This window comes from Streptomyces sp. MST-110588 (assembly GCF_022695595.1).
Lineage (GTDB): Bacteria > Actinomycetota > Actinomycetes > Streptomycetales > Streptomycetaceae > Streptomyces.
On record NZ_CP074380.1, the window covers coordinates 4,545,642 to 4,561,674 of the forward strand.

General features: G+C 73.1%; 12 protein-coding genes and 1 pseudogene. 7 read left to right on the forward strand and 6 right to left on the reverse strand.

Features of this window, described 5'->3' with window-relative positions:
• Nucleotides 1–16: 16 nt before the first annotated feature.
• On the forward strand, nt 17–1,498 hold the full coding sequence (locus KGS77_RS20080) for an acyl-CoA dehydrogenase family protein (RefSeq protein ID WP_242583792.1): 1,482 nt from the start codon (nt 17–19) through the stop codon (nt 1,496–1,498).
• A gap of 68 nt (nt 1,499–1,566) precedes the next feature.
• Entirely contained in the window at nt 1,567–2,019 is a 453-nt protein-coding gene (locus KGS77_RS20085) for a nitroreductase/quinone reductase family protein (RefSeq protein ID WP_242587576.1), read from the forward strand.
• 241 nt (nt 2,020–2,260) lie between these two features.
• On the opposite strand, the gene KGS77_RS20090 is transcribed toward KGS77_RS20085, so the two are convergent.
• The gene (locus KGS77_RS20090) at nt 2,261–2,908 is read right to left on the reverse strand and encodes a TetR family transcriptional regulator (RefSeq protein WP_242583794.1); all 648 of its coding nucleotides are present in this window, start codon (nt 2,906–2,908) and stop codon (nt 2,261–2,263) included.
• Between the two features lie 524 nt (nt 2,909–3,432).
• On the opposite strand from KGS77_RS20090, the gene KGS77_RS20095 reads away from it, so the two are divergent.
• The 3 genes from KGS77_RS20095 (at nt 3,433) to KGS77_RS20105 (ending at nt 8,568) form a co-directional block, all read left to right on the forward strand.
• Complete coding sequence (locus KGS77_RS20095; protein WP_242583796.1) at nt 3,433–4,197, forward strand: VOC family protein; 765 nt, start codon at nt 3,433–3,435, stop codon at nt 4,195–4,197.
• 225 nt (nt 4,198–4,422) lie between these two features.
• Complete coding sequence (locus KGS77_RS20100) at nt 4,423–5,112, forward strand: GPP34 family phosphoprotein (RefSeq protein WP_242583798.1); 690 nt, start codon at nt 4,423–4,425, stop codon at nt 5,110–5,112.
• 384 nt (nt 5,113–5,496) lie between these two features.
• A complete protein-coding gene (locus KGS77_RS20105) occupies nt 5,497–8,568 on the forward strand; it encodes a PQQ-binding-like beta-propeller repeat protein (RefSeq protein ID WP_242583801.1) in 3,072 nt (1,023 codons plus the stop codon).
• A gap of 559 nt (nt 8,569–9,127) precedes the next feature.
• Here KGS77_RS20105 and KGS77_RS20110 read toward each other — a convergent pair.
• The 4 genes and pseudogenes from KGS77_RS20110 to KGS77_RS20125 all read right to left on the reverse strand — a co-directional run.
• A pseudogene (locus KGS77_RS20110) lies at nt 9,128–9,571 on the reverse strand (hypothetical protein); the annotation flags it as partial.
• Nucleotides 9,572–9,732: 161 nt separating this feature from the next.
• Nucleotides 9,733–10,500 carry an enoyl-CoA hydratase-related protein gene (locus tag KGS77_RS20115; RefSeq protein ID WP_242583803.1) on the reverse strand — a complete coding sequence of 256 codons (768 nt, stop codon included), beginning with the start codon at nt 10,498–10,500 and terminating at the stop codon, nt 9,733–9,735.
• Entirely contained in the window at nt 10,497–11,063 is a 567-nt protein-coding gene (locus tag KGS77_RS20120; protein WP_242583824.1) for an OB-fold domain-containing protein, read from the reverse strand. Before KGS77_RS20120 ends, KGS77_RS20115 begins: the two co-directional genes overlap by 4 nt.
• Before the next feature lie 36 nt (nt 11,064–11,099).
• Nucleotides 11,100–12,251 (reverse strand): lipid-transfer protein, encoded by a 1,152-nt coding sequence (locus KGS77_RS20125; RefSeq protein WP_242583836.1) that lies wholly within the window; start codon nt 12,249–12,251, stop codon nt 11,100–11,102.
• A 243-nt stretch (nt 12,252–12,494) separates the two neighbouring features.
• On the opposite strand from KGS77_RS20125, the gene KGS77_RS20130 reads away from it, so the two are divergent.
• On the forward strand, nt 12,495–14,132 hold the full coding sequence (locus KGS77_RS20130; protein ID WP_242583839.1) for a FadD3 family acyl-CoA ligase: 1,638 nt from the start codon (nt 12,495–12,497) through the stop codon (nt 14,130–14,132).
• A 68-nt stretch (nt 14,133–14,200) separates the two neighbouring features.
• Here KGS77_RS20130 and KGS77_RS20135 read toward each other — a convergent pair whose 3' ends face one another.
• The gene (locus KGS77_RS20135) at nt 14,201–15,112 is read right to left on the reverse strand and encodes an NAD(P)-binding domain-containing protein (RefSeq protein ID WP_242583841.1); all 912 of its coding nucleotides are present in this window, start codon (nt 15,110–15,112) and stop codon (nt 14,201–14,203) included.
• A 267-nt stretch (nt 15,113–15,379) separates the two neighbouring features.
• On the opposite strand from KGS77_RS20135, the gene KGS77_RS20140 reads away from it, so the two are divergent.
• Complete coding sequence (locus tag KGS77_RS20140) at nt 15,380–15,937, forward strand: TetR/AcrR family transcriptional regulator (RefSeq protein ID WP_242587577.1); 558 nt, start codon at nt 15,380–15,382, stop codon at nt 15,935–15,937.
• The last annotated feature ends 96 nt before the right edge of the window (nt 15,938–16,033 follow it).

Sequence of the window (16,033 nt, forward strand, 5' to 3'; positions counted from 1 at the left end):
CGGGAGGAGCCCGCCGATGGATGCCGCGTTCACCGAGGAGCAGCACGAGATCCGCCGCACCCTGCGCGAGCTGCTGCACAAGCGCTGCGGGCCCGACGAGGTCAAGGCGGCGGTCCGGACTTCGCTCGGCTACGACGAGAGCCTGTGGCGGCTGCTGGCGCGGCGGCTCGGGCTGCCGGGGCTGGCGCTGCCCGCCGTGTACACAGGCGTCGGGTGCGGGCCGGCCGAGCTGGCCCTGGCGTGCGAGGAGACGGGCCGTACGCTGCTGCCCTCGCCCCTCCTGCCCACCGCGGTCCTCGCCGCGCCGCTGATCCTGCGGCTCGGCACCGGAGCGCAACGCGCGTCCCTTCTCCCACGGCTGGCCGGGGGTGAGCTGACCGGCACGCTCGTCGTTCCGGGCGGCCGGCTGACCCGCGCGCTGGCGCTCACCGGTGACGGTGACGGCGACGGGGCCGGCGGCGACTGGCCGGGTGGTGACTGGTCCGGCGGTGGCCGGGCGGGAGGGATCCAGGCCCGGTACGTACCGGATCAGGACCAGGGTCGGAACCTGGGCCAGGGCCAGGGCCAGGGTGAGAATCCCGAGCGATCCGCGGACTGGCGGCTGTACGGGGAGGCCGGTCAGGTCCTGGACGGGCACGGTGCCGGGCTGCTCGTGGTCGCCGCGCACACGGGCGGTTACACGCACGGCCGTACCCTGCTGTTCCTCGTACGGGGTGACGCACCCGGCCTCGTGCGGACGCGGCAGACCGCCATGGACGAGACCCGCCCCCTGGGGCGGCTGGAACTGCGTCACGTGCCCGCGGAGTTGCTGGGCGGGGCGTCACTCGGAGAGGAGACGAGTTCCGGGCGACCCGGAAGGACCGTGGACGGCCGTACCGGCGACGCGGTGGCCCGTGCGCTGGCGTGGACCGGGGCCGGGGCGGCTGCCGCGCTGGCCTGTGAGGCGGTCGGCGCGGCGGATGCGGCGCTGACGCGTACCGTCGCGCACGTCAAGGTCCGGCAGCAGTTCGGCAGGCCCATCGGCTCCTTCCAGGCGGTCCGGCACCGGCTGGCGGACCTCTATGTGAAGGTGCGGGCGGCGCGGTCGGCGGCGTACTACGCGGCGTGGGCGGCGGCCGTCGACGGCGGAACCGGCACCGCCACCGACAGCGGAACCGGCACGGTCACCGACGGCGGAACCGGAATGGTCACCGACGGCGGTACGGACCCGGAGCGCGGCGTGGCTACCACGGACGGCCCCGGGCGCGGCCCCGAGGGCGTCGTTGCCGGCGGCCTGGCCCTCGCGCAGGCGCTGGAGGCGCTGTGCACGGTGGCGGCCGAGACGATCCAGTTGCACGGTGGTATCGGCTTCACGTGGGAGCACGACGCCCACCTCTACTTCAAGCGCGCGGCCTGCGACGAGCTGCTCTTCGGGCCCGTGCACCGGCTGCGGGCGCGCGCGGCAGAGGCGGCCGGGCTCTTCGTCGCCGACGGCGGACGAGAGGCGGTCCTGGCGTGACACCCTCGGACACCCCCTCGGGCACGTCCTCGGACAACCTCTCCCGTCCCACCGGTCTCACCGAGCGCGTGGTGCGCAGGGTTTCCTCGACGCGTGCGTTCGGGCGTACGGCGCCGTACTTCGTACCCGCCCTGGACCGCGCGGTCCACCGTGTGACCGGCGGGAAAGTGCTGCTCAGTGCGCTGATGCTGCCGGGGGTGATCCTTACGGCGAGGGGTGCGAAGAGCGGTGCGCCGCGCCGTACGCCGCTGGCCTGCATGCCGGAGGAGGGCGGTACGTGGGTGCTGGTGGGCAGCAACTTCGGCCGCCCCGGGCACCCCGCCTGGACCGGGAACCTCATGAAGCATCCGGACGCCGAGGTGAGTTGGCGCGGCCAGGACATTCCCGTACGGGCCCGTTTGCTGACCGGCGCGGAGCGTGCGGAGGTGTGGGCGGCGGTGGTGGCGTTCTGGCCGCCGTACGCCGTGTACCAGGCGCGCGTCGACCGGGAGATCCGGCTCTTCCGCCTGGAAAGGCGCTGACCCGGGCTGACCCGGGCCGACCCCGGCGAGCCGCTTTCCGCCGGAATGCGTCCCCTCAATACACCGGTCTCACATGACAGGACTCAATTCACCGGTGCGTCAAGGGGGACGCATTCACGCGTCCGGCCCGGATGACGCGAACGACGCGAATGACTTGGATGGCTCGGAGGATTCGAATGGCCTGGATCATTCGGATTCACGCGTCACACGGCGCAGGGAAAGATCATCGACCGCACCGGGGCTACTTCGCCGGTTTCTTTCCGGTGATGCCGAGGTGCACCAGCAAAGCCAGATTCGGCTTGAGTTCCTGCTGCTTGACGCCCCAGCTCGTGAATCCCTTTTGATGGCCGGCGACCGCGGCCAGCATCGCCACGAGGGAACCCGCCATGGCCGGCGCGCTCACGTCCTTGTCGACCTTGTTCTTGGCCTGGAGTTCCTGGATGGACTCCGTGAGGGAGTTGGTGACCGCGTTGAGGATCTTCATGCGGATCTTGTAGAACCGCTTGTCGCCTTCGGCGGCGCCCAGGTCGACGACGCGCAGGATGGCGTCGTTCTTGCGCCAGAAGGCGAGGAATCCGTCCACGAGTTCCTCGGCCGTCTGCCGGCCCGACCTGCCGGCCCAGGAGCGCCCGGCGACCAGGTCGGTCAGGGTCGCGCCTTCCTTGGCCATCTCCTCGGCGATTTCGAGTACGGCGCCCTCGACGTCCGGAAAGTACTGATAGAACGTCGCGGGTGAAGTGCCCGCTTTGCGTGCCACGTCGATGACTTTGACGTCCCGATAAGGGGACGAACTGAGCATTTCGCTGAGGCAGTCGAGCAGCTTCTGCCGCGTCGCCTGTCCGCGACGCCCGGCAACTCTGCCGTCGACGGTTCGAACTTGTCCTGTCATGCCGTCAGCTTACCGAGGGGTGATCGGAGCGCGATTTGACTGCCTGCAAATGGGGATCGGGAGTTCGGCCCCGGCTCTGTTCACCACTCCGCTCACCACTCCGCCTTCCTCTCCGTTCACCGCTCCGCCCGTCCGCTGCTTCCCTTCCTGACCCCTTCCTGGCCCCTTCCCGGTCCCTTCCCGCTCTGTGCCCGGCCGGATGCGGCCGGACATGGCCAGGTGCTCGGTCGGGTCCACGGCCGGGCCCTCGGCCTCTGCCAGGCCCCGGCTTCCCTTCGTACGGGTGACGCAAGGGACGGGCGGCGAGGGCCGAGGCTTCGCGGTGTCCCGGCGGTCCGGTGGCCGCGCCCCATTGGCCCGAACCGGTGAATAGCGTTATCAACAGGGTGTGGACAAGCCTGCCGGGTAACTCACGCGGCCGTTCCTCACGTTGACTGCCACGCGCTCGCCGACCCGGCGAAGAATTGACCAAGTGTTCGATATTTCTCCGGGCAGGCTCCTTGATCCAGGTCTATTTTGGCCGCATGACCGGATTCGCACACGGCGCCCCCTGTTGGGCGAACGCGATGATCCCCGATCTCGCGGCGGGCAAGCGCTTCTACGGAGAGCTGTTCGGCTGGACCTTCTCCGAAGGTGCGCCGGAGTTCGGCTACTACACCACGGCCTTCCTCGACGGGAAGAAGGTCGCGGGGCTGATGCCCAAGCAGGACGGGCGGATGCCCACGGCCTGGGAGCTCTACTTCGCCACGCCGGACATGGGCGGAACGGCCCGGAAGATCCGGGATGCGGGCGGACAGATCATCACCGACGTCATGGACGTCGGCGACTTGGGCACGATGCTGGTCGCCGCCGACCCCTCGGGGGCGGTGTTCGGCGTCTGGCGGGCCCGCGCGCACCGTGGTTTCGAGGTGCGCGGGGAGCCGGGCTCGTACGTCTGGATGGGGCTGAGCACTCGCGAGCCCGGGCTGGTGGACGCCTTCTACCGGCAGGTGTTCGGCTTCGAGGGGGTGACGGAAAGCCCGATGGCGAGCCCCGGGTTCACGCCGTGGCGGCTGTCCGGGCAGCCGGAGGAGATCGGCTGCCGGATCGTCATGGACGAGAGCGCCCCGGCCGAGATGCCGGCGCATTTCACCGTCTTCTTCCTGGCCGACGACATGGACACCGCGATCCGTACCACGACGAGACTGGGCGGCAAGGTGCAGGTGGAGCCGTCCGGCACGCCGGGCGGCCCGTTCGCGGTCGTCACCGACGACCAGGGTGCGAGTTTCGGGGTCATGGCCCCTAAGTAGGACCCGGCCCTAAGTAGGCCCCGGCCCTAAGGAGAACCCGGCCCCTAAGTAGAACCCGGAGCCGCACAATTGGGTCCTCGGCAGCTCCCGCTGCCGGGCCGCGGACGGCGCGACCCGGCAGCGGGCCGGACGGCCGCCGGGTTCCTGTGGACGGCCGACGGGCCCGCGGTTGCGGAAATGTACGGTAGGGACCGACAGTCGGGACTATCAGGGGTGATTGCGGGGGTGGCGGTGAAGGAGCAGGACGGCGGCATCACGCTCTGTGAGGAGCTGATGCTGCTCTCGTTGGACGACGCTACGGGCGTGGCCAAGGAACGCCAGAAGACCGAGCACGCCATCGCCGGCGCGGTGCTGGTGGAACTGGCGCTGGCCGGGCGCGTGGAGATCATCGGCGAGAAGGCTCCCAAGGTGTTCGTGCGGGGCCGGTCACCGATGGGCATACCGGTGCTGGACGCGGCGCTGGCGGAGATCACCGCCCGGGTCCGGCCGCGCAAGGCCCAGGAGTGGGTGTCGCACCTGAGCAAGGACGCGGCGGTCGCCACCCGCCAGTCCCTGCTGGACCGGGGACTGGTGCGCGAGGAGCGCAAGAAGGTGCTCGGGCTCTTCCCGGTGGAGCGGTTCCCGGAGGCGGACGGCAGCGTCGAGGTGGAGATGCGGGCGCGGCTGACGCGGGTGGTCCTGGAGGGCGCGGAGCCGGACGCACGGACGGCCGCACTGGCCGTCCTGGTGCAGGGCGCCGGGCTGCACAAGATCGCCTTCCCCGGTGCCGACGCCACGGTGCTCAAGGCGGCCGACGCCCGGATGCGGGAGATCGCCGAGGCCCGGTGGGCCCAGGAGGCGGTGCGCAAGGCGCTCACGGGCGCGCAGGCGGCGCTGACGGCCGCCGCGGTGGCGGCGGTCACGGCGTCCGGCTGACGGGCCGAACGGACCGGTGGGCTGACGGGCCGGTGGGCTGACGGTCTGTCGTGTTCCTGGTGGTCTGCGACGGCTGCGCTTCCGGCGGGCGTACGGGGACCCGTGCCGGGGCCGGTGCGGTCTCATACCACCCGGCCCCGTACGTAACGTCACGTAACGGCCCTGGTGCGGACCGCTTGCCGCAACCCGGGACGTGGCGCGGGGGCGCGACGCGGGACACGACGCGGCGCCCCCGGGTTCGCAACCGTGGGCTTCGCCAGGAAGAATCAGCACGCGTACGGCCGTATCGGCCAGGCGGTGAGACGCTGCACGGGGCAGTGGCTCTCGGCGGCCAGTGGCTTTTGAGAGTCTCTGATTTACGCCCCACGGGGAGGTGGCAGGCAAGTGGTGGAGCAGCTTAAGCAGCTTACGCAGCACGATCCCCGGCGGATCGGCCCTTTCGAGGTGCTCGGTCGTCTCGGGGCCGGCGGCATGGGACTGGTCTATCTCGCGCGTTCGGCGTCCGGCCGGCGCGTGGCGATCAAGACGGTCCGTACGGAGCTGGCCGAGGACCAGTTGTTCCGGGTGCGCTTCACCCGTGAGGTCGAGGCGGCCCGCGCGGTCAGCGGCTTCTACACCGCCGCGGTCGTGGACGCCGACCCGCGGGCGGCCGTGCCCTGGCTGGCGACCGCGTACGTGCCCGCTCCCTCCCTCGAAGAAATAGTCAATGAGTGCGGTCCGCTCCCGGCGCAGGCGGTGCGCTGGCTGGCGGCCGGGATCGCCGAGGCGCTGCAGTCCATCCACGGCGCCGGCCTGGTGCACCGGGACCTCAAGCCCTCGAACGTACTGGTCGTCGAGGACGGCCCGCGGGTCATCGACTTCGGTATCGCCTCCGGGGTCTCCAACACGCGTCTGACGATGACGAACGTGGCGGTGGGCACCCCGGCTTACATGTCACCCGAACAGGCGCGCGACTCGCGCAGTGTGCGGGGCGCCAGCGACGTCTTCTCCCTGGGCTCGACGCTGGTCTTCGCGGCCACCGGCCACGCGCCCTTCCACGGCGCCAACCCGGTCGAGACCGTCTTCATGCTGCTGCGCGAGGGGCCGGACCTGGCGGGGCTGCCGGACGAACTGCGTCCGCTGATCGAGTCGTGCATGCAGATGGAGGCGGAGAACCGCCCCAGCCCGGCCGATCTCCAGTCCCAGCTCGCCCCGCACCTCTTCGGCTCCGGCAACGACGACAGCGGCACCGCGTCGGCCTGGCTGCCGCCGGGTGCGATGGGGCTGATCGAGGCACGGCGCGGCGGGCGCACGTCCGCGCCGCGCAGTACGGGCCGAGGCGGCGGCTCCGGCAGCGGCGGCGCCGGTGGCGGCCGTGGCAGCGACGGCGCCGGGGACGACGGCGCCCGTAGTGGTGGCGGTGGCCGGGCCGGTGGTCCGGGGCCGGGGCGCGGCGCACGCCCGGCGGCGTCCGTACCGCCCGCCCCGGAGGCCGCTCCCGGGGCCGTCCACGGAGCCGGGCCGGGAGCCGGACCCGCGCTGCCGCAGTCACCGCCGCAGTCGCCCGCACGGCCGGTGGCCGCTCCGGTGGCCGCCCACGGCGCGTACCCAGCCCCCGACGACCAGGGTTTCCAGGAGGGAACACCGGGACCGGGCGGTGCTGGGCGGTCCGCACCGGCGGTGGAGACCGGCTGGCCCGGAGGCGTAGGGGTCGGTCCGGGTGCACGCCGGGGCGGCGATCCGCGCGGCGCGGCCCGGCTGCCGCAGTCGGCGCCCGCCGCCGGGCAGCTCGCCCCGGCCGCCCGGTCCGCGCCCGCGGCACCTTCCGTACCGCCTGGCGCGGCCCTCCCGCCGTCCGCGTCGCCCTCCCAAGCCTCTTCGCCCTCCCCGGCTTCTCCAGCCCGCCCAGCTCCCCTTGCGCCCGCGACGCCGCCCGTGGCACCGCCTGTGTCGCCCCCGGCGCCGTCCGTGGCTCCGCCGTCCCCGGAGTCCCGGCTGCCCGACGCCGAGGGACCGGACGGGCCCGTACGGCTCGCGGGCTCCCCGGCCCCGATAGGGCCCGGCCCGCGCGCCACGGACGGCCGGGAACCGCAGGCCAGGGGCCAGGCGGGAGCAGCGACCGACTGGGTACGGCCGCCCGGCGGTACGGACCAGGGCGCCGGCTCCGGCGGGGCGGGAGCGCCCGTCGGCCACGCCGCCGCCAACGGCCCCGGCGGCGGACCGGCCGCGCTGCCGGCGGTGCCGCAGCAGAGCGCGCCGTCCGCGGGCACGCCGACCGGCTCCGGGTCCGGCGCGCACGCCCCCAACGCCGCCCAGGGCCCGGGTGCCGGCCCCGGCGCGGAGCCCGGGCGCTGGCGGCCGTGGCGCTTCCGTATGTCCAACGAGGTGTGGGGCACCCCGGCCGTCTCCGGCGGCCTGCTGTACGTCACCTCCTTCGAGGTGCACGCGCTGGACGTGGCCACCGGCCGCCGGCAGTTCAAGACCCGCGAGGTCGCCTGGACGATGGCCGTCGCGGACGGCCGTATCCACGCCTCCGACGGCCCGAGCCTGTACGCCCTGGACGCGGCCGACGGCACCGAGCGCTGGCGGCTGGGCACCGAGGGCTGGGTCTACTCGCTCCAGGTCGACCGCGGCACGGTCGTCACCGGCACCCGTGGCGGCGGCGTCCAGGCGTGGGAGGCCGCCAACGGTGAGCTGCTGTGGGAAACCGGTGGCGCCCAGAGCGACTTCGAGACGGCCGAGTCCGGGCCGGCCGTCCACGACGGCACGGTGTTCGTATGGGCCGAGGGGCGCCTGAAGGCTCTGGAGGCCCGTACGGGCGTCGAGCGCTGGTCGTACCCGGTCGGCGACACCGCGGCCTGCGGCGGTGTGCCGCTGCGGCTGCTGCCCGCGCCCGACGGCGTGATTTATGTGACCGCCGGGACCCGGGTGCTGGCGCTGGACATCGCGCGCGGTGACGTCCGCTGGCACTTCGAGGCGCCCGCGGCGTTCCTGAGCCCCCCGGCGTACGCGCCGGGGCCCGCCGTCACCGGCGGCGGGATCTACCTCGCCGACTACCTCGGCACGGTCTACGCCCTGGACGCGGCGGACGGCCGCGACCGCTGGCGCATCGCGACCGAGGCCCGCCAGTCGATCGAGCCGGTGCTCGTCGCGGACGGCGCGGTCCACCTGGGCAGCGGCAACGCCCTGTACACGCTGGACGCGGTGACCGGCACGCCGCGCTGGCGGTTCCAGGCGGGCGGGGACGTCATCGGGTCGCCGACCGTGGCGGACGGCCGGGTGCACTTCGGCTCGGCCGACCACTGCCTCTACACGCTGGACGCGGTGGGCGGCCAGCTCCGCTGGAAACTGGCGACCGGCGGCGAGATCACCGGGTCGCCGGTGGCGGTCGCGGGCGTGGTCTACGCGTGCAGCAAGGACCGCTGTGTGTACGCCCTGGACGCGGCGAAGGGGACGGGGCAGGCCCGGCGTCCTTAGAAGCCCGGCGTCCTTAGAAGGGGGCCGGGCTCCGGGCCGGGCTGGAAGGGTCCGGGTCCGGTGGGCCGTTCCCTCAGGTGTCGCCCTCCGGTGGCGGCGGCGCGTTCTTCGGCTGTCCCGACTGTCCCGGCTGTTCCGGCCGTCCTGATGGCCCCGGCTGCCCCCACTGCCCCGAGGATTCAGTAGGCCCTTTGGGCCCCGGGAGGTGGGGCAGCTCCTGGGTGCTGTTCATGCCGTGGGGATCGGCCGGGTCTTCCGGGTACGGCGGGCCGGGGCGGCGGCTCCACCCGGCCTCCGGCTCCTGACCGGGTCCCGGCCGGTAGCCGACTCCGATCCCGCCGGGGGCCGGCGGGTCCGGGGGCCGGTTCCGTGCCGTGGGGCGCTGCGGGTCGCGGGGTTCGGGAGCCGCCGGGATGTAGGCGCCGTCGGTCTCCTGATAGGACTGCTGCTCGCCGTACGGGGCGCCGTGGCCGTAGGGGCCGTACTCGTACCCGTACCCCTCGTCCTGTGGACGCGCCCCCTCGCCGTCGCGGTGTCCGCGTGCCGCACGCCTGCCCGCACGTCCGCTCATGACCAGCGCGCCCAGCAGCAGAAGGACGCCACCGCCGAGGGCGCCGGCGACCCCCGGCCCCAGGCCCTTGTCGGGGCTCCCGCCCACGCTGAGACTGCCCACCGCCTGTCCCTGGCGCACCATCCACAAGATGGTGAACCCGAGCACCACTATGCCGGCGACCGCGACGAGCGCACGCGAGCACAGCAGCACGCCGATCAGCGTCACCAGGGCGGCGAAGGCCATCGGCAGCAGGAGGGATCCGATGAGCTGTGCCGTGTCGCCGGAGGTGCCGCCGCTGCCGCCGTTGCCGGTGAGACCGGCTCCGGTGAAGAGGTCCTCCACACGGATGTCGCGCCCGTGACGGCCGTCGTACCAGGCACGGAAGGGGCTCCATACGGCGGCCGTCGCTCCTATGAGGGCGATCAGGGATCCGATCACGTTGCGCACCACGGGCGTCGCCTCGCTTCTGTACGGTCTCGCCGACCCGTCCCGTATCCCGTCCCTTTCCGACGCTACGCCGGTCGGGAAAGGAACGCCAAGGGGACGCCAAGGGAACCCCACGGCACCGCGTAAGCCCAGGTCAGCGACTTGTAGGCGGGCAGCCCACCGCCTCAGCGGACCTTGAAGTCCCGTGTGCGGGCGGTGAAGAGTCCGGCCTGCCGGCGCGGTGGCAGGCTGCCGAGCGCGATCAGGTGCGGGGCCTGAGCGAGCGCCTGTGCCCGCGCCGCTTCCTTCGTCGCCCACAGGGCCCGTACGGTGCCCTGGACCGCCTCCGTTGGGCGGGCGGCCAGGACGGCGGCGGCACGCCGGGCCGCGGCCACGGCGCCGCCGGCCGGTGTCAGTTCCGAGACGAGGCCGATCTCGTACGCCCTTTGGGCCCCCAGCCGTTCCGCCGTGCCCATGAGGGTCATCCGGGCGGCTTCCCCGTAGGGCATCCGCTGCGCCATGTAGACCGCTTCGTACGCGCTGACCATCCCATAGGTGGTGTGCGGGTCGAAGAACGTCGAGGGCTCGGAGGCGACGATGAACTCGGCCTCGCCCAGCAGGTAGAAGGCGCCTCCGCAGGCCATGCCGTCGACGGCCGCCACCACCGGCTTCCACAGGTCGTTGGCCTTGGGGCCGATGCGCAGGAGGGGGTCGTCCAGGGAGTACGGGGAGGACGGCTGCGGGAGGTCCACGGCCCGGTCCAGGCCGGTGCAGAACGCCCGGCCGCCGGCGCCGGTCAGCACCACGGCCCGTACGTCGTCGTCCGACCTGAACCCGTGCCAGACAGCGGCCAGTTCCGCGGCGGTCTCCAGGTCGATGGCGTTGTGGCGGTCGGGCCGGTCCAGGGTGACCAGCGCGACGCCGTCGTCCTCGGTCGCCACGCGGACGGTCACGGCCGCTCCAGGAGCCAGCGGGGCACGGTGACGCGCCCGCCCGGCACCCCGTCCGGTCCCTGGCCGCCGGGCAGTTCGGTGAAGGTCACCTTCACCGGGGCGCCGATGCGCAGCCGGGCGGGCGGCAGGGAGTTCAGGGGGGCGTCGGGGGCGGTGACGAGGTTGCCGACGAGCCGGATGTGCGGGGCGTCGGCCAGTTCGACCAGGACCACGTTGTACGGGGCCTGCTCGGCGTAGCCGGGGAGCAGCGGCGGGTGGGGCAGGACGTAGGACCAGACGCGGCCCCGGCCGCTCATCCGGCGCCAGTGGCTGTCGAAGGAGTGGCAGTGGGGGCAGCAGGGGCGGGGCGGGAAGCGCAGCCGGGAGCAGCCCGAGCAGCACTGGACGCGCAGTTCGCGGCGTGCGGCGTAGTGCCAGAACGGGGCGCCGTCGGCGTCGGGGACGGGCGGCAGCAGCCCGCTGCCGGCCGGGCCGTTCCCCGCCGGGCCGTCGAGGGCCGGATCGCCGTGGGCCGACCTCGTCCGACCGTCGTCGGCCGGGCCGTTGTCAGTGGCGTCTGCCATGCTCGTGTTCATGCGATCACTCGACGTCACGAAGACTCAACTCCTCAGCAGCAGGGCCGAGGTGGGGACGCCCTCGCCCGCGGTGACCAGGCAGGTGGCTGCGCCCGGCACCTGCGCGGTGCTACTGCCGCGCAGTTGCCGCACGCCTTCGGTGATGAGGTTGAAGCCGTGGACGTACGCCTCGCTCAGCCCGCCGCCCGCCGTGTTCAGGGGGAGCCGGCCGCCGGTCTCCAGGGCGCCGCCCTCGGTGAAGGCCGCGCCCTCGCCGCGTCCGCAGAAGCCGTAGCCCTCCAGGGAGAGGGGGATCAGGGGGGTGAACGCGTCGTAGATCTGGGCCACATCGACGTCCTGGGGTCCGAAGTCCGCGCTTTTCCACAGGTGGCGGGCGGCGGTCCAGGCGGGACCGGTGAGCGGGTCGTCGGTCCAGTAGTTGACCATGCCGTGGTGCTGGGAGGGGAGACCTTGGGCGGCGGAGTGGATGTAGACGGGGCGCCGGCGGCAGTCGCGGGCGCGCTCGGCCGCGACGACGACGCAGGCCAGCGCGCCGTCCGTCTCCAGGCAGTTGTCGTAGAGGCACAGCGGCTCGCTGATCATGCGCGCGGTCATGTACATCTCGCGGGTCAGCGGCCGGTCGTACATGACCGCGGCGGGGTTCTGGTTGGCCCGGTTGCGGCAGGCGAGGGCGACGTTGAAGAAGTGGTCGCGGGTGGCGCCGTATTCGTGCATGTAGCGCCGGGCCAGCAGGCCGATCTCGTCCACGGGGCGCAGCAGCCCGAAGGGCCGGGTCCACTGCGCGGGGACCGGCAGTTGCCTTTGGGTGTTCTTCCACGGGCGGGGCCCCGAGCCGCGTTTGCGGGACCGCCAGGCCACGCCCACGCTCGCCTGCCCGGTGGCGACGGCGGCGGCCAGGTGCGCCACGGTCGCGCAGGAACCGCCGCCGCCGTAGCCGACCTTGGAGAAGTGGGTGAGGTCGGCCGCGCCGATGGACTTGGCGATCTCGACCTCGTCGGTCTCCTCCATGGTGTAGGAGGCGAGCGCGTCGACCTCCGAGGGGGAGATGCCGGCGTCGTCGAGGGCGGCGAGGATCGCCCGGCAGGCCAGTGCCTTCTCGGATTCCTCCAGGTGCCGGGCGAAGGGCGTCTGCCCGATGCCGGCTATCGCCGTAGCGTCCTTGAGGGTCGCCCCCATCGCCACCTCCGCGGTCGGCCGTCGCCGCCGGCCGTCCCGACGGTGCTGCCGGCTGTGCTGACAGTGCGGGAGGGTACCGCTAATCTGACGGCCAGTCAGCTAGTGGCGGCGGGCACGCGCCGGTCGGGCGGCACGGACGGAGCGGACGGAGCGGGCGGCGCGACCGTCCGGAGCGCCCGGAACGGCCGGAGCGCCCGGAACGGCGGTGCCGGCGGGGGCCGGTCCTTCAGGGGAGGCGGTGCGATGCGCGGTGACCTGGAGTACGGCACGATCCCCCGGCTGGTGCGGGCGGCGGCCGGGCGGTACGGCGCCCGCGAGGCCGTCGTGGAAGGCCGCACCCGCGTCTCCTACGCGCAGCTCGGCGCACGGGTGGAGCGGGCCGCCGCGGCCTGTGTGGCGTACGGCCTGCGGCCCGGTGACCGGGTCGCCGTCTGGGCCCCCAACACCCTGGACTGGATCGTCGGCGCGCTGGGGGCCGTCACGGCCGGTGGCGTCCTGGTCCCCGTCAACACCCGCTTCAAGGGCGCCGAGGCCGCCGACGTCCTGCGCCACACCCGCGCCCGGCTGCTGTTCGTCACCGGCACCTTCCTCGGCACGTCGTACGTGGCCGCGCTGCGCCGGGCGGCGGGCGAGGGCACGGGCAACGGGCCGCTTCCGGGCCTGCCGCACCTGGACCGGGTGGTCGTCCTGTCCGGTGACGCACCGGCCGCGCCCGGCTTTTGGACCTGGCAGCGGTTCCTGGCGGCGGGCGAGCGGGTGCCGCCCGCGACGGTCCGGGCCCGGGCGGACGCCACGGCTCCCGGCGCCCCCTCGGACATCGTCTTCACCTCCGGCACCACCGGCAGCCCCAAAGGAGTGGTGATCAGCCACGCCCAGACGCTGCGTGCCTACGACACCTGGGCCGAACTGGCGGGCCTGCGGGAGGACGACCGCTACCTCATCGTCAACCCCTTCTTCCACACCTTCGGCTACAAGGCCGGCGTGCTCGCCTGTCTGCTGCGCGGTGCGACGATGATCCCGCAGCCGGTCTTCGGCGCGTCCACCGCGCTGGCCAACCTCGCCGCCGAGCGCGTCTCCGTCCTGCCCGGCCCGCCCGCCCTCCTCCAGCAGATCCTTGACGACCCCGCCCGTGCCCGGCACGACCTGTCCGCGCTGCGGCTGGTGGTCACCGGCGCCGCCGACGTCCCCCTGGTCCTGGTGGAGCGGCTGCGCGGCGAGCTGGGCGTGCCGACCGTCCTGACCGCCTACGGCCTCTCGGAGAGCTCCGGTCTCGTCACGATGTGCCGCCGCGGCGACCCGCCGGAGGTGATCGCGGCGACCTCCGGACGCGCCGTCCCCGGCACCGAGGTCCGAATCGCGGGGCCCGACGGCCGGCCCACGAAGCCCGCGGGGCCCGGCGTGCCCGGCGAGGTGCTGGTCCGCGGCTACCACGTGATGTCCGGCTACTTCGAGGACCCGCGGGCCACCGCCGAGGTGATCACCCCGGACGGCTGGCTGCGCACCGGCGACATCGGGGTCCTGGACGCGTACGGCAATCTGCGGATCACCGACCGCCTCAAGGACATGTTCGTCGTCGGCGGCTTCAACGCCTACCCCGCCGAGATAGAGCGGCTGCTGGCCCGGCACCCGGACGTGACCGAGGCGGCCGTCGTGGGCATACCCGACCCGCGGCTGGGCGAGGTCGGCAAGGCGTACGCCGTGCGCCGCCCGCACTCCCGCCTGACCGCGGAGGAGCTGATCGCCTGGTGCCGCCGGGAGATGGCCAACTACAAGGTGCCCCGGGAGGTCGAGTTCCTGGCCGCACTCCCGCGCAACGCGGGCGGCAAGGTCCTCAAGACCCGGCTGCGGACGGGGGCCGGCGGTGACGGCCCCCTGCCGTGAAGACCCTGCGTCGGGCCGTGAGTCTTCACATCGCGCCGTGCAGGCCGTACGTCGTGGCCCCCAAGGTGCTACGCCGCGGCCTTCTTGAAGACCTCGGTCAGGCTGCTGAAGCTGTCACCCCCGTGCCCGGCGGCCATGCCGCGCCGGAAGATCTCCAGGACGGCGGCGGGCAGCGCGGTGTCCACGCCGGAGTCCTTGGTGGTGTGCAGGATGTGGTCCACGCTCGCCACGCCCATGGCCAGCTTGTCGACGTCGCCCGTGTGGTCACCGGCGTCGACGCGCGGCGTGTAGAAGGCCATGAAGTTCGGGATCGAGGCCATCGTGGAGGTGAGGTACGGCAGCAGCTCGGCCGCGGTGATGCCGTTCGCCTCGGCGACGGCGACGGAGTGCAGGTAGCTGAGCATGGTGGTCCAGAACATGTCCATCTGGAGCTGGTAGTACAGCGCCGCGAGCCCGGGGTCCTCGCCGCGGTAGTCGGCGCCGGTCAGCACCTGCAGTGTCTCCTCGTGCGCCGCGAAGACGTCCTTGGGGCCGCTGTAGAAGGTGGACGACTCCGGCTGCCCGATGCCCGACGGCGGCACCTGCACGCCACCGGTCAACTGCGTCGCCCCGTGCCCGGCCAGCCACTCGGCGGCCTCGCGGGCCTTGGCCGGGGTGTCCGAGCTGAGGTTGACGACCACGCGGCCGGCCAGCGCCTCGGCGGCCGGCTTCAGAATGGCGTACACGGCGTCGTAGTCCGTCAGGCTCAGCACCACCAGCTCGTTCGCCGACAGCGCCTCCTGGGGGGTGGCGGCCAGGACGGCGCCCTCGGCGACCAGCTCGGCCGCCTTGGAGGCGGTGCGGTTCCACAGCGTCACCTGGTAGCCGTTCTTGAGGAAGGTGCGCACCATGGCCTGCCCCATGGGGCCGAGGCCGATGACGGTCACCGACTTGCCGTTCTCCGTGCCCGAGTTCACGGCCGTGCTCTTGGTCTCACCCATGACGTATCCCCATCACTAGAACGAACGCTCTAACCAGTGAAGAACCTAGCACAGGTCTAGAACGAACGCTCTACTCAGTAGACTCACGGCATGCAGACCAAGGCGGAACGCGACAGCGGCACGGACGACGGTGGTGTGAACGGCGGCGGCGTGAACGGGGAGAGCCCGAACGGACCGAGCCCGAACGGGCGCGGTGCGCGTACCTCCCGTGGCGAGGGCTCACGCAAGGGCGGTACGGCCCGGGCGCCCCTCGGTACCCGCGAGCGGATCGTCCGGGCGACCTCGCGGCTCCTCCAGCGCCAGGGCTACGAAGGGACGGGCATCAAGCAGATCTCCCGCGAGGCCGAAGCCACGCTCGGCTCCGTCTACCACTTCTTCCCGGGCGGCAAGCAGGAACTGGCCGCCGCGGCGATCCGCCACGGCGACCAGGAGTTCGCCGACCTGCTGCGGGAGGCGATGGACGCCCACCAGGACCCGGCGGTGGCGATCGCCGGGTGCGCCCGCACCCTGGCCGGGGCGCTGCGTGCCTCCGACTGGACCGACGGCTGCCCGATCTCGGCGACCGCCCTGGAAACCATCGGCCGTACCCCGGACATCCAGCAGGCCGTCGCGGTCGCCTTCGCGCACTGGCAGTCCATCGTGTACGACAAGCTGCGCGCCGCGGACTTCGCCGAGGACGACGCCCGTGACCTGGCCTGCACGGTGATCAACACCCTGGAGGGCGCCGAACTCTCCTCCCAGGTCGCCCGCAGCGAAACCCCGCTGCTCGTGGCGGGCCGCCACCTGGCCCGTCTGGTCGACTCCTACGCCCCGTCGCTTTCCTGACCGCTTTCCAGACCGCTTTCCTGAAGTGAGGACTCTCTGCGGAAACCGATAAGCGGAAACGAGTCAGCGACAGGCGGTAGGCGGTAGGCGGTAGGC

Excerpts from the sequence above, each read along its gene's own strand:
- KGS77_RS20095 (WP_242583796.1), top strand. The coding sequence starts at position 3,433 with ATGACCGGATTCGCACACGGCGCCCCCTGTTGGGCGAACGCGATGATC.
- KGS77_RS20125 (WP_242583836.1), bottom strand. The coding sequence starts at position 12,251 with ATGGGGGCGACCCTCAAGGACGCTACGGCGATAGCCGGCATCGGGCAG.
- KGS77_RS20120 (WP_242583824.1), bottom strand. The coding sequence starts at position 11,063 with ATGGCAGACGCCACTGACAACGGCCCGGCCGACGACGGTCGGACGAGG.
- KGS77_RS20080 (WP_242583792.1), top strand. The coding sequence starts at position 17 with ATGGATGCCGCGTTCACCGAGGAGCAGCACGAGATCCGCCGCACCCTG.
- KGS77_RS20090 (WP_242583794.1), bottom strand. The coding sequence starts at position 2,908 with ATGACAGGACAAGTTCGAACCGTCGACGGCAGAGTTGCCGGGCGTCGC.
- KGS77_RS20130 (WP_242583839.1), top strand. The coding sequence starts at position 12,495 with ATGCGCGGTGACCTGGAGTACGGCACGATCCCCCGGCTGGTGCGGGCG.
- KGS77_RS20135 (WP_242583841.1), bottom strand. The coding sequence starts at position 15,112 with ATGGGTGAGACCAAGAGCACGGCCGTGAACTCGGGCACGGAGAACGGC.